This window comes from Burkholderia sp. AU32262, assembly GCF_020419985.1.
Classification (GTDB): Bacteria; Pseudomonadota; Gammaproteobacteria; order Burkholderiales; family Burkholderiaceae; genus Burkholderia; species Burkholderia semiarida.
Map to the genome: position 1 here is coordinate 108,498 of NZ_JAIZRS010000006.1, position 13,132 is coordinate 121,629.

At 69.1% G+C, this 13,132-nt stretch carries 10 protein-coding genes and 1 pseudogene; 5 read left to right on the plus strand and 6 right to left on the minus strand.

The genetic code is table 11. The annotated features are described in order from the left end of the window. Positions 1–202: 202 nt before the first annotated feature. The 4 genes from LGN10_RS09115 to LGN10_RS09130 all read right to left on the minus strand — a co-directional run bounded on the left by LGN10_RS09115 (position 203) and on the right by LGN10_RS09130 (position 5,797). The gene (locus LGN10_RS09115) at positions 203–1,795 is read right to left on the minus strand and encodes a trypsin-like peptidase domain-containing protein (RefSeq protein ID WP_226222944.1); all 1,593 of its coding nucleotides are present in this window, start codon (positions 1,793–1,795) and stop codon (positions 203–205) included. A gap of 363 nt (positions 1,796–2,158) precedes the next feature. Further along, a complete protein-coding gene (locus LGN10_RS09120) occupies positions 2,159–3,061 on the minus strand; it encodes a hypothetical protein (RefSeq protein ID WP_226222945.1) in 903 nt (300 codons plus the stop codon). Between the two features lie 45 nt (positions 3,062–3,106). Next, a complete protein-coding gene (locus LGN10_RS09125; RefSeq protein ID WP_226222947.1) occupies positions 3,107–3,952 on the minus strand; it encodes a CPBP family intramembrane glutamic endopeptidase in 846 nt (281 codons plus the stop codon). A gap of 366 nt (positions 3,953–4,318) precedes the next feature. Then, positions 4,319–5,797 carry a PLP-dependent aminotransferase family protein gene (locus LGN10_RS09130; RefSeq protein WP_226222949.1) on the minus strand — a complete coding sequence of 493 codons (1,479 nt, stop codon included), beginning with the start codon at positions 5,795–5,797 and terminating at the stop codon, positions 4,319–4,321. A gap of 180 nt (positions 5,798–5,977) precedes the next feature. Here LGN10_RS09130 and LGN10_RS09135 point away from each other — a divergent pair. Next, positions 5,978–7,178: pseudogene (locus LGN10_RS09135) on the plus strand (GNAT family N-acetyltransferase). Positions 7,179–7,201: 23 nt separating this feature from the next. Here LGN10_RS09135 and LGN10_RS09140 read toward each other — a convergent pair. Next, on the minus strand, positions 7,202–7,684 hold the full coding sequence (locus tag LGN10_RS09140) for a DUF3331 domain-containing protein (RefSeq protein WP_226222951.1): 483 nt from the start codon (positions 7,682–7,684) through the stop codon (positions 7,202–7,204). Positions 7,685–7,885: 201 nt separating this feature from the next. Here LGN10_RS09140 and LGN10_RS09145 point away from each other — a divergent pair, with 201 nt between their 5' ends. From LGN10_RS09145 to LGN10_RS09160, 4 genes are all read left to right on the plus strand, one after another. After that, the gene (locus tag LGN10_RS09145; RefSeq protein WP_099317525.1) at positions 7,886–8,626 is read left to right on the plus strand and encodes a GNAT family N-acetyltransferase; all 741 of its coding nucleotides are present in this window, start codon (positions 7,886–7,888) and stop codon (positions 8,624–8,626) included. 345 nt (positions 8,627–8,971) lie between these two features. Then, positions 8,972–10,036, plus strand: a complete 1,065-nt coding sequence (locus LGN10_RS09150) for a 2,3-butanediol dehydrogenase (protein ID WP_059585032.1) — start codon at positions 8,972–8,974, stop codon at positions 10,034–10,036. Positions 10,037–10,369: 333 nt separating this feature from the next. Beyond that, positions 10,370–11,026: a VC0807 family protein gene (locus LGN10_RS09155; RefSeq protein ID WP_059585133.1), complete on the plus strand. Its 657-nt coding sequence runs from the start codon at positions 10,370–10,372 to the stop codon at positions 11,024–11,026. A 99-nt stretch (positions 11,027–11,125) separates the two neighbouring features. Next, positions 11,126–11,992 carry a CPBP family intramembrane glutamic endopeptidase gene (locus tag LGN10_RS09160; protein WP_226222953.1) on the plus strand — a complete coding sequence of 289 codons (867 nt, stop codon included), beginning with the start codon at positions 11,126–11,128 and terminating at the stop codon, positions 11,990–11,992. Positions 11,993–12,022: 30 nt separating this feature from the next. Here LGN10_RS09160 and LGN10_RS09165 read toward each other — a convergent pair whose 3' ends face one another. Further along, the gene (locus LGN10_RS09165) at positions 12,023–13,003 is read right to left on the minus strand and encodes an aldo/keto reductase (protein WP_124862117.1); all 981 of its coding nucleotides are present in this window, start codon (positions 13,001–13,003) and stop codon (positions 12,023–12,025) included. Between the last annotated feature and the right edge of the window lie 129 nt (positions 13,004–13,132).

The following is a 13,132-nucleotide window of genomic DNA, read 5'->3' on the forward strand; positions in this document are numbered from 1 at the left end:
AAAAAGCCCCCGAACGAGTCGGGGGCGCATGGGTACCGGCGCGATCCCGCTACCGGGCCCTGCGCCTGTGGGCTACTACGATCAAGCAAGCCGTTTTCATGCCGAATGGCTCCTGAATGTCATGAATGTCATGAATGCGTGGCGGCGAGCCGCCAGCGATATCGGCTGATGTTAGGCGGACCACGCCAGCCGCGTCAACGCCCTAACGCGTGCGCACCGAGACGAACTTCCGCGCGTTGTTGCGCTGGATCAGCACGGCGATCACGCTGCCGCCGTTCGCTTCGAGCGACGGCACGTCGTCCGGCGTCTCGAGCAGCGTGTCGTTGAGCGCCAGCACGACGTCGCCCGGCTGGATGCCCGCGCGCGCGGCCGGGCCGTGCACCGCGTCCACCATCATTCCGACCGCGAGCCCCGTCGAACGGCGCTCGTCATCGCTCAACGCGTGCATCGTCAGCCCGAGGCGGTCGCCGTGGTCGCCTGCTTCGCCCGCGGCTGGCCCCAACCGTGCAGCGGCCTTCGGCGCGGCCGTGCCGATTGTCGCGGCCGGGCCGCCGCCCGCATCGTCGGCGCCGACGATCGTCAGCTTCACCGGCGCACGGTTGCGGATCACGCGCAGCGGCGCCTTCGCGCCGGGCGGCAGCGCGGCGGCCAGGTCGTCCAGTTCCGCCGAGCGGCCGATGGCCTTGTCGCCCATCTTCACGATCACGTCGCCGGGCTTCAGCCCGGCCGCGGCGGCCGGCGAGCCGGGCGCGACGCCGTTGACGAGCGCGCCGGCCGGACGCGGCAGCCCGAACGCCGCGGCCAGACCGACGCCAACGTCCTGCACGTCGACGCCGAACGCATTGGCCGACGGCGGCGCGCCCGGAGCGGGCGCCTGAGCCGGCTGCGCCTGCATCTGCGCCTGCATCTGCGCCTGCTGTTGCGCGCGCAACTGGGCGCGCACCTTGGCCGCGAATGCGATCGGGATGGCGAACGTCGTGCTCGCGTAGCGGTCGGCGCCCGTATAGACCTGCACCGCGATGCCGATCACGTCGCCCGCGCGATTGAACACGGGGCCGCCCGAGTTGTCCGGATTCGGCGCGATGTCGGTCTCGAAGAACGGAAACGCGCTGCCGTCCGGCAACCGGCGCGACGTCGCGCTGACGATGCCGGCCGTGACCGTGTTGCCCGATCCGTCCGGCGCGCCGATCGTCATCACCGGCTCGCCCGCGCGGACTTTCGACGAATCGCCGACGCGCACGAACGGCAGCTTCGTCGCGTCGACGTGCAGCACGGCGACATCGCTTTGCGGATCGACGGCCAGCACCGTCGCCTTGAATTCGCGGCGGTCGGTGAGGCGCACCGTCACGTCGGTCGCCTCGTCGACCACATGGGCGGACGTCAGGATCAGGCCATCGGCGCTGACGATGAAACCCGAGCCGCTGCCGGACACCGCGCGCGGCGCCGGATCGGGCGCCTGTGCCTGCGGCCCCTGCGCGGCCGGCGGCGCGCCATGCCGGAAGAACGCGGCGAGCGGATCGTCGGGATCGAGGGCGGCAAAGGCCGGGCCGCCGGTTTGCGGATCGGGGGTGGCGGCTATGACGGTCACGACCGCCGGGCCGTAGCGCTCGACGATCGCCGGGAAGTCGACCGGCATCGCATAAGGTGCGGCGGGCGGCCGCGCCTTCATCGCCGGCGGTGCGGCGTGCGGCGCGAGCGTGCCGGCAACGGCGGCGGGCGGCGGCAGGATTCCGGCGAACACGCCCCCGATCAACGCGGTGCGAAGCACGGCGCGAGCAAGCGTCTGGCAAACCACGGCGCACCTCCCCCGGCAGCCGCGACGCCGCCCTGCGCGAGACGCGCAGGCGTCCGACAAGCACCGGTACACCCAACCATTTATAGCCCAAGCGCCGGTTGGGACATACGAATCGAAACCCGTATGCCGGAAGGTGTCGCGGTGGTGGAACCGCGACAGCGTTCGTTTCGAACAAACTGCGCGGTTCGTCAATCCGAATATTCACCACGCATCGCTCACTGTGCGCGTCGCCGCCACCTCATCGTCGCGGTCTGCGGCCACCCATTTGCCGGTCGCGCATTGCCGACAGACCGCATGCGGCGCGCAAACAACAAACGGTTCGTCATCGGCCTCCTTCCGTCGACGAACCGGCATCGACTCGAGTCAGTGACACGACAACACCACGACCCCGCCAACGCCTTGCGTGTTCGGCACCGCCGCCGTGTAGCCGACGGCAACGAGCGGCTGAGCCGCGTCATGTCCGACGACGATCGATTGAATCGTCGCGGGCCCGGCGGTCTTCAACACGCCGTTCAACGGCACCTGCGTGTACGTCAACCCGTATTGCGCGCTCCCGAGCTTGATCGACAAGTCCAGCGTGGTGAGCATGCGCGTGACCGGATCGAGCGTGGCCGAAGCCGACACGAGCGTCCCGTGCGTGCCGCCCTCGTTGCTCGCCACCGTGTCGGCGATCACCTGCGTACACGAAAGCGGGCCGCCCGTCGCGGGCAACGACAGCGGCGTGCCGACCGCGTAGTGCACGCCCTGCGTATCGGCATAGGTATTGCCGTCGGTGTCCATCGCGCGATTCCACCGGCCGATCGCCACATCGGTGCCGATGCCCTGGATCTCGGTCACGGCCCCATGGTCGAGCCCGAGGCAGTCGGTCGCCGCCGCCGACGACGCCAGCGTCGTAAACGCGCCGCTTCCCTGCTGAACCAGGCTCGTTGCCGGCACATCGGCCGCCGTCATGTTGCGATTCCTCGCCCACTCGCTCGGCAAATTCGGCACCACGAGCACCGCCAGCTGGCCGTTGTTCGCCGCGACCGGTGACGCAGCGCCCGAATAGCTGAAGCTGCCGTTCGGCCGGCAGGCCGTGGGGACGGACGGCTGGGCAGGCGCACCCGGCGCCGGCGTGGCGGGCGACGGGACCGTCGGCGTTCCCGCCGTGTCGTTGTTCGACGCGTTGCTGCCCGTTTTGGCCGCGCCACCGTCATCGCCGCCACATGCCGTCAGCATCAACACAGTACTCGCCAGCCCCACCAGACAGACTTGCTTGCCCCGCATGCTTCACCTCGTTTTCTCGTTGTACAAACCCGTCACCGCGGGCGTTCAGTTCGCGCCGTCGTCGTTTGCCATACTGGCCGGCGCCATTCGCAGCGCATCGACCGACTTGACCAGCCCCCATGCGCCGACACCGCCCAACGCAAGCGCGCCGAACCACCAGGAAGCCGGCCAGATCTCGAGCAGGCTCTCCTTGGCAAGGACGAACGGCGATTTCAGCGCGACGATCACCACGGCCGTGTTGTAGCAGGCATGAATCAACATGCCCGGCAACAGCGATCGGGTAGCCGCATAGAGTTTTCCGATCAGCAAGCCGAGTCCGAATGCGAGCACGAACTGATAGACGTTCATATGCGCAAGACCGAACACCGCGGCCGAATGGGCGATAGCCGTTCCCTCCGGATACTGTCGCAGGAAGCTGCGCAGCATCACGCCGCGAAACAGCATCTCTTCGAGTAGCGGCGCAATCACGCAGGTCAATACGATCAGGCCGAGCCCGCCGTTGACATACACTTCCCGGGCTTCATCGCGGCTGCCGCTCCACGAGAAAAACTGCCCGATGCCGACTTCCAGCACGCTCATCGCCACCACCAATGCCGGCGTAATCAGCACGACGGGCACGAGAAATCGCCCGATCGTCGTTCGCCAGGAATCGACGCCATCGTGCAGCAAGCGACGGTAGGTGAATTTGCCGTGATGAAGCAGCACCGTAAATACGAGCCCATTGGCGAGCACGCGCCCGATACTGGCGATCGCCATCGGTTGCAGGCCGGCGCCGCGACCGGCCGACCAGATGATCGAGTTCGTCACACACTCGACCATGTTCAGCACGACGACGATAAAAAACGCTTCCAGCAGATTCGGGAAGCAATAGCGGCTTGAATCCGATTTCATGTCGTTCTATACGGTTTCGCAGGCGGCATATGCGGTGGTCGCGCACTCGGATGCCTGCGGCCGATCTCGTCGCGATCGGCATTGTTATTTATTGGAGCAGTCGGCCGACGCGACTCATCGCGGCCTTCGTTCTCCGATATCCAGTGACGGCACAAAAGTAACCGTTTGTTACGGAGCGAAATCGTCGCTCATCGCAGGAGCCGTGACAAGCGACATTGACCATTTTTTACGATGGAAAAGACAAAACTTTCGATTCAGGCTGCGCGATCGGAAATCGACAATATCGAGATATCGGCCGGATTTTTAAAATATTGAATGATTTGCGGCCCGCCATGGCCTTTAAAGCGCCGGTATTGAATCCACCCGTCACGCATGATTCGCGCCCACCCGCTCCGCGATCGCCGACACCACCCGCAACATCGGCTCGAACGCATCCGCGGACGTATTGCCGAAACCGAGCACGAGCCCGTTGCCGGCCCGCCCCGCATCGATCGCGAAACCCGACAGCGGAAACGGCCCGATGCCGTGCGCGCGCGCCGCTTCGACGATCGCGCGATCGCGATAACGCGCCGGCAGCCGCAGCGCGAGATGCAGCCCGCAGGGGCCGCCCTCGACCTGGTGCGGCACGCTCAGGCTGCTGTCGAGCGCGGCGAGCAGCTCACGCCGCCGGTCGCGATACAGCCGGCGCATCCGGCCGAGATGCCGGCCGTACTCGCCCGTCTCGATGAAATCGGCGAGCGCGAGCTGCACATGGCGCGTCCCGCCGCGCAGCATCTCCGGCAACGCCGGCCGCACGGCGGCCAGCAGCGTGTCGGGCAGCACGAGAAACCCGATCCGCAGCGCCGGAAACATCGTCTTGCTGAACGAGCCGAGATAGACCACCGGCGAATCGGCCGCGAGCCCCTGCATCGCGCCGATCGGCTCGCCGGTGTGACGGAATTCGCTGTCGTAGTCATCCTCGATGATCCATGCACGATGGCGGCGTGCCGCATCGATCAGCGCGAGCCGGCGCGAGATCGACAGCACCGCGCCGGTCGGGAACTGGTTCGACGGCGTCGTGTAGACGAGGCGCGGCGGCCGCTCGCGCCAGTCGTCCGGTTCCGCGCGCAGCCCTTCCGCGTCGACGGGAATCGGCACGACGTCGAGGTCGGCCGCCTGCATCGCGGAGCGCGCGCCGCGATAGCCGGGCTCCTCGACCCACACCGTATCGCCCGGATTCGTCAGCAACTGCGCGCACAGTGCGATCGCGCCCTGTGCGCCTTCGGTGATCACGATCTGCTCGGGATCGCAGCGCACGCCGCGCGTGACGGCCAGGTGGCGCGCGATCGATTCGCGCAACGCGGGCTCGCCGAGCGGATCGCCGTACGCGAGCAGATCGCGGCCGGCGCGGCGCAATGCGCGATCGATCGCATGCCGCCACGCGTCCACCGGGAAATGCGACAGCGCGGGCACGCCCGGCCGGAAGCCCTCCGATTCGCCGGTGCCGACGAGGCTCGAGCGAATCCGGCCGAGCCGCTGCGCGACGGCTGGCGGCGCGGCACGCCGGCGCGGCGGCGCCGGCCGCGACAGCCCGACGACCCGCGTGCCGCGACGGTCCGACTGCAGGAAACCTTCGGCGACGAGCTGCTCGTATACCGCGGCCGTCGTATTGCGCGACACGCCGAGCGTGTCGGCCAGCGCGCGCGTGCCGGGCAGCCGCGTGCCGGCCGGCATCGCGCCGCCGAGAATCGCGTCGCGCAAGCGGCGCAGCAGCTGGCGCTGCAGCGACGGGGCGCCGGGCGTACGCGCCAGCGGCGCATCGAGCGGCAGCAACGGCGTGTCGCCGGGAAGAAAGGCAGTCGTCATCGGAACATCGCGGCGTGAAGAGGTCGGAACGGGACGGATGGTGAGCGGCCTACGGCTGGCGGCCACCGACCGTGGCACCATAAATTTGCCGCACGCTGGCGCTTCTCATGGTACCTCGCCGGGACTACGATCGTCTGCATGCCGGCATGTCGCCGGCCGCCAACCGAAGCGAGATCGACCTTGCCCACGCTCACCAACGCTTTCCAGCAGCCCATCGGCCAACCCGTTCCCGACTGGTCCGCGCGCCCGCGCCCCGAGCGCATCGCGCTCGAAGGCCGCTACTGCCGGCTCGAACCGCTCGACGCCGAACGCCACGCGGCCGATCTGTACGCCGCGTACGCGCAGGCGCCCGACGGCCGCGACTGGACCTATCTGGCTCACGGCCCGTACGCCGATGCGTCCAGCTACCGCGACTACGCGCGCGGCGCGCAGGCGAGCGCCGATCCGCTGCACTACACGGTGATCGATCGCGCCACGGGCCGCGCGGTCGGCACGCTCGCGCTGATGCGCATCGATCCGGCCAACGGCGTGATCGAGGTCGGTTCCGTCACGTTCTCGCCGCTGCTCAAGCGCACGCCGGTATCGACCGAAGCGCAGTTCCTGCTGATGAAGTATGCGTTCGATACGCTCGGCTACCGCCGCTACGAATGGAAGTGCGACGACCTGAACGCGCCGTCGCGCAAGGCGGCCGCGCGCCTCGGCTTCCGCTACGAGGGCACGTTCCGGCAGGCGATCGTCTACCGCGGCCGCAATCGCGACACCGCGTGGTTCTCGATCATCGACGGCGAATGGCCGGACGTCCGCGCCGCGTTCGAAGCCTGGCTCGCGCCGGAGAACTTCGACGCCGAAGGCAACCAGCGCCTGTCGCTCACCGCGATCCGCCACGCACAGGCCAGCGCGCGCGACGCGGCCAGCCGCGCGAACGACGCGACGCGCGTCACGGTGCGCCCGCTCGTCGCCGCCGACGAAGCCGCGTGGCGGCCGCTGTGGCAGGGTTACCAGACGTTCTATGACACCGCGCTGAGCGACGCGGTGTTCGCGACCACATGGGCGCGCCTGATGGATCCGGACGAGCCGATGTTCGTGCTCGGCGCGTTCGATGCGTCGGGTGCGCTGGTCGGGATCGTGCACGCGATCTACCACCGCTCGTGCTGGACCGAAGGGCCGTACTGCTACCTGCAGGATCTGTACACGGCGCCCGACGCGCGCGGCCAGGGCGCGGGCGGCGCGCTGATCGAGGCCGTGTACGAACGGGCCCGCGAAGCCGGCGCGAGCCGCGTGTACTGGCTCACGCACGAGACCAACACGACCGCGCGCGCTGTACGACAAGCTCGCGAACAACGCCGGCTTCATCCAGTACCGGCACGATCTGAAGAAATGACGTCGCTCCCCGACGGCCGATGTTCAGCCATGAGCATCGGCCGGATGGCGTGCGCCACCGTCTTCCGGCGCGCCATCGTGCGCCGCACCGGCCACGCCCGGCACCGCGGCCGGACAGATCATCTCGTCGCCGTTGGCCGGCACGGGCCGCCGCACCGGCCGGAACACCGGCTCGCCCGGCTCGATCGGCTGCCCGGACAGCGCGCAGCGCCCGGGCTGCAACGCGACGCGCAGGCGCCAGCGCTGCTCGCCGTAATGACACCGGCCGCTCTCGACCCAGCGCACCAGCAGCGCGTCGTCGCGCGCCTCCAGCACCGTGACGAACAGTTGCGGGCGCAACGGCGACGCCGCGGCGGCCGCGTGCTCCGGAATCGGCGTACGGCCGATCGTCACGAGCGGATGCGCGACCGCGCCGCCGCGCGACGGCATCGCATCGTCTTCGTCCAACGCCGACGCGTCGCACGACAGGTCTTCTTCGCAGATCGGGCTTTCCATGGTGTTGAGCATGCTTGGCGGCCGCGTGCAACGGGATGCCGCACGCGAGCGCAATCGGACTGGCGCACATGATACAAATTGAAGTCAACTTCAAGTAAAGGGGTAGCGTGCGCAACGATCCGTTTCGGCGATCGCGGCAATGGCCGGCGCGACACGCGACGGCATCCTGGTCTAAGCTGGCGCCTTCCCCCTGACAACGCCGCGCCCCTACGCATGCCGACCGCCTCCCCCGCCCCGGCCACGCTGTTCCCGCTCGACGAAGCCTGGTCCGATTTCCCCCGCCGCAAGGCGGCCGTACGCGCGTTCATCGCCGGATACTGCGCCGCGCGCGACCGGCGCGACGCGCCGCTGCACGACGGCCCGGACGGCCATGTCGTGCAGTTCGACCGCGCGATGGGCCGGCCTTTCGAGCATTTCATGATCGAGGGTGCGCCCGAATCCGGCGCCGGCCCGTTTGCCGTCGGCGCGTGGATCACGCGCTACGGCGCGGCACCGCTGCCGCCCGCGCTGCGGGGCAGGACGCGCCGGCTGACCGACGAGCATTTCATGGCCGCCGATATCGACGGGCTGTCCGGCGACGACGCGCTCGCGCAAGCGCTCGCCTGCGACACGCCGGACGCAATCCAAGCGTTCAACACGAGCGGCGCCTTCCCGCCATTCCAGCCGAATCCCGCCGCGTTCCTGTTCGCGCACCGGCTCGACGGGCAGATCGCGGCCACCGCGCGCTACGGCTTCGCGTCGCCCCGCGATATCGTCGTCGACCGCGTCGGGACGGCGGACGCATACCGGCGCCGCGGCCTCGCAACGCAACTGCTCGCCGCGATCGTCGCGCACGCGCGGCACCGCGGTGCGCGCCGCGTGTGGCTCATCTCGACCGAAGCCGGTCAGCCGCTGTACCGCGCCGCCGGATTCACGTCGCTCGCCGCGGTTGCCGTGGACGAAGTGCTCGCCTGAACGCGAAGCGGGCAACGCCCCCGTCACGTTCGTCTCGCGATTCGTCTCATCACGGTGAGACGAACGTCCCGCCGTCTCACCCCGCCCGCCGTTTCGCTATCGCAGCAGAGCCGACGCTCCGTTTCTTCCGAATCGTTGCCGGCCGCCGGAAAGCGACATGGTGCAACGCACGCCACGCGTGCTTCGGCTTGCCACGCACCGCCCTGATTCACGCTGGCCCCGTTCCTGCATACCCGTCGATCGCGCAATCGCGCGACGGGCGCCCCGGCAGCATTGCCGCGCACCCGACGACAACCCGACGGAGACAGCAACGTGAGTACACCGGCATCGATCACCCCGCCCAGCATGAAGGCCGCCGTCTGGCATGGCCGCCACGACATCCGCGTCGAAGAGGTTCCCGTTCCGCAGCGCCCGCCCGCGGGCTGGGTGACGATTCGCGTGCATTGGTGCGGCATCTGCGGCTCCGACCTGCACGAATACGTCGCCGGGCCCGTGTTCATCCCGGTCGACGCGCCGCACCCGCTGACCGGCCTGAAGGGCCAGTGCATCCTCGGCCACGAGTTCAGCGGCGAGATCGCCGAGTTGGGCGCGGGCGTGTCGGGCTTCGCGGTCGGTGACCGCGTGACGGCCGACGCGTGCCAGCATTGCGGCACCTGCTGGTACTGCCGGCACGGGCTGTACAACATCTGCGAGAACCTCGCGTTCACCGGGCTGATGAACAACGGCGCATTCGCCGAATACGTGAACGTGCCGGCCGAGCTGCTGTACAAGCTGCCCGACGATTTCCCGACCGAGGCCGGCGCGCTGATCGAACCGCTCGCGGTCGGGCTGCACGCGGTGAAGAAGGCCGGCAACATCGTCGGGCAGACCGTCGTCGTGGTCGGCGCGGGCACGATCGGCCTGTGCACGATCATGTGCGCGAAGGCCGCGGGCGCCGGGCGCGTGATCGCGCTGGAAATGTCGGCCGCGCGCAAGCAGAAGGCGCTGGAGGTGGGCGCGAGCGTCGTCATCGATCCGAAGACGTCCGATGCGATCGCCGAAGTCCGGGCGCTGACGGGCGGCTACGGCGCAGACGTGTCGTTCGAGTGCATCGGGCACACGGCCACCGCGAAGCTCGCGATCGACGTGATCCGCAAGGCCGGCAAGTCGGTGATGGTCGGCATCTTCGAGGAACCGGCGCCGTTCAACTTCTTCGACATCGTGTCGACCGAGAAGGAAGTGATCGGCTCGCTCGCGTACAACGGCGAATTCGCGGACGTGATCCGCTTCATCGCGGACGGCCGCATCGACGTGCAGCCGCTCATCACCGGGCGCATCGCGCTCGGCGACATCGTCACGCGCGGCTTCGAGGAATTGGTCAACCACAAGGACCGCAACGTGAAGATCATCGTCCAGCCGGCCGTCTCCTGACCGCACGCGCGCGCTCGCGGCATCCGCGGCATCGATTCGCGCCGCGGCGCGCAGGCCGCCGCTATGCCGTCGTAGCGTCGCCCCTGCGCCGGCGGCGCGCGTGATTCCGCCTCCCTTTCCCGCGTGGCGTGGCGCGCAACCCTCATCACCCCGGTCCGGGGCAGCCGCCACGCCGCGTTCCATCCGGACGCGGCACGCGGAAACATTCACAACCCCGAGCCCCGCGCGATTCTTCGATATACTGGACCGAACCCTTTTCAGGGCATTGTCGAGGCAACCGGGGGCGACCACGCCTTTCGCGCGTTCGCCCCGACCTGCGTGGGATGGCGCACCGTGAAACCGCGAGCCGGACTGATACTCGAACTCTTCGTCAACCTCGTGCTGCCGTGGGTAGCCTATCGGGTCGCGCATCCGTATTTCGGCGAAACCGGCGCGCTGTACGCGTCCGCGGTTCCGCCGATCGTCTGGTCGATCGTCGAATTCATCCGCTCGCGCCGCATCGACGCGGTGGCGGCCATCGTGCTGCTCGGCATCACGCTGTCGATCGTCGGGATGGCGTTCGGCGGCAGCCCGCGCACGCTGCTGATGCGCGAATCGATCGGCTCGGGCACGATCGGCATCGTGTTCCTGCTGTCGCTGTTGCGCGAACGCCCGCTGATCTACTATCTGGCCCGCGCCACCGTGGCCCGCGAGATGGACGGCGGCGCCGCGCACTTCGAAGCCGTCTGGGACGCGCAGCCGGGCCTGCGGCAGATGCTGCGGCTGATGACGTTCGTGTGGGGCGCGATCATGACGCTCGAGATGCTGCTGCGCTGGTGGATGGTCGCCAACTGGCCGGTCGAACGCGTGCTCGTCGTGTCGCCGGTGATGGGCTACACGGTGTTCGGCTGCCTGCTGCTGTGGACGTTCTGGTATCGGCGGCGGATGCGCGTGCGCAACAGCGTCGACATCCCGGGCCGCGGCGGCGTCACGGAAACCGCCGGCCGCTGACACGCGGTGCGCCGGCTGCCCGGCCGATGCCGCCCGGCCGCGTTTCACGGCGCCTGCTGTATGATGCGCGGCGTCTCGTCCGCCCATCCGTTTCCCGTCATGTCCCTTTCGCTCCTTCCGTGTGCCACGATCTGGATCGCCCTGTTCGCGGCCGCCGCATTCGCATGGCATCGCCCGCTGCACGGCCTGAGCATCGGCCTCGCCGCGCTCGGCTATGCGGGTGCGCTCGCATTCGGCCAGCTTGCGCCGATCACGCTGGCGCCCTTCGCGCTGCTGATCGCGGCCGCGTGGGGCGTGCTGCCCGAGCGCCCGCTCGCGGTGCGCATCGTGGCGCACCTCGTCTTCGCCGCGCTGGCGATCGCGCTGAGCCTGCACCTGATTCCGGGCTTCCACAATCCGCGCGTGATCGGGCCGATCCGCTTCACGCCGGACGCCGCGCCATTCACGATGTACCTGAACTTCGACAAGCCGCTCGTCGGTCTGTGGCTGTTGTGGGTGCTGCCGTGGGTCGCCCCCGGCGTCGCGCTGTCGCACGCGCTGCGCACCGGCGTCGTGGCGGCCGTCGCCACCGCCGCCGCGTGCCTGGCCGGCGCGCTCGCGTTCGGGATGGTCGGCTGGGCGCCCAAATGGCCGCCGTCGGGCTGGCTGTGGCTCGTGAACAACCTGTTGCTGGTGACGCTCGCCGAGGAAGCGCTGTTTCGCGGCTACGTGCAAGGCGGGCTGACCCGCATGTTCCGCGCGTACTCGTGGGGCCCGTGGGTCGCGCTCGCGGCCGGCGCGGTGCTGTTCGGCGCCGCGCACGCGGCGGGCGGCTGGCAATGGATCGTGCTCGGCACGGTGGCCGGCGTCGGCTACGGCCTCGCGTGGCGGCGCGGCGGACTGCTCGCCGCCGCGCTCGCGCACGCGGGGCTGAACGTCGTCCACTTCGGCCTGTTCACCTACCCGATGCTCGCCGCCGCGCGCTGAACGCGGCGCAGGTACCGCCGCCGCCGTCGCTCAGTTGAACCCGGCGACCGCGTGCGGCACGTACGGGCGTTCGAGCGTGGCGATTTCATCGTCGGTCAGCTTCAGCGCGAGCGCGCCGAGCGCATCGTCCAGTTGCCGCGGCTTCGAAATGCCGACGATCGGCGCGGTCACGCCGCGCTTTTGCGCGACCCACGCCAGCGCGACCTGCGCCCGCGGCACGTTGCGCGCGGCGGCGATCGCCGCGACGGCCTCGACGACCGCCTTGTCCGCATCGGCCGTGGCGTCGTACAGCCGCTGGCCGACGTCGTCCTTCTGCTGCCGTTCCGACGATTCGTCCCAGTTGCGCGTCAGGCGCCCGCGCGCGAGCGGGCTCCACGGAATCACCGCGATGCCTTCGTCCTCGCACAGCGGCAGCATTTCGCGCTCTTCCTCGCGATACAGCAGGTTCAGGTGATTCTGCATGCTGACGAAGCGCGTCCAGCCGTTCTGCTTCGACGTGTGCAGCGCCTTCGCGAATTGCCACGCGAACATCGACGAGGCGCCGATATAGCGCGCCTTGCCGGCCTTCACGACATCGTGCAGCGCCTCGAGCGTCTCCTCGATCGGCGTGCCGTAGTCCCAGCGGTGAATCTGATAGAGGTCGACGTAGTCGGTGCCGAGCCGCTTCAGGCTCTGGTCGATGTCGGTCATGATCGCCTTGCGCGACAGGCCGGCGCCGTTCGGCCCCGGCCGCATCCGGTAGAACACCTTGGTCGCGATCACGATGTCGTCGCGCTTCGCGAAATCGCGCAGCGCGCGGCCGACGATCTCCTCGGACGTTCCGTCCGAATACATGTTCGCGGTGTCGAAGAAGTTGATGCCGGCCTCGACCGCCCGCTGGATGATCGGGCGGCTTTCCGCTTCCGGCAGCGTCCACGGATGCGTGCCGCGCGACGGCTCGCCGAACGTCATGCAGCCCAGCACCAGCTTCGACACGTCCAGCCCGGTCGAACCGAATTTCACGTATTCCATTGCACGCCTCGCCAATCAGGTGGGGATTGCGGCCGGATGCGCGCCGCGCATCCGCCAGACGTCGCATGGTATCCCGCATGCGGCGAACGCGCATGACCGCGCGCCGCGTGCAGGCTGCGTGAAAGGAGG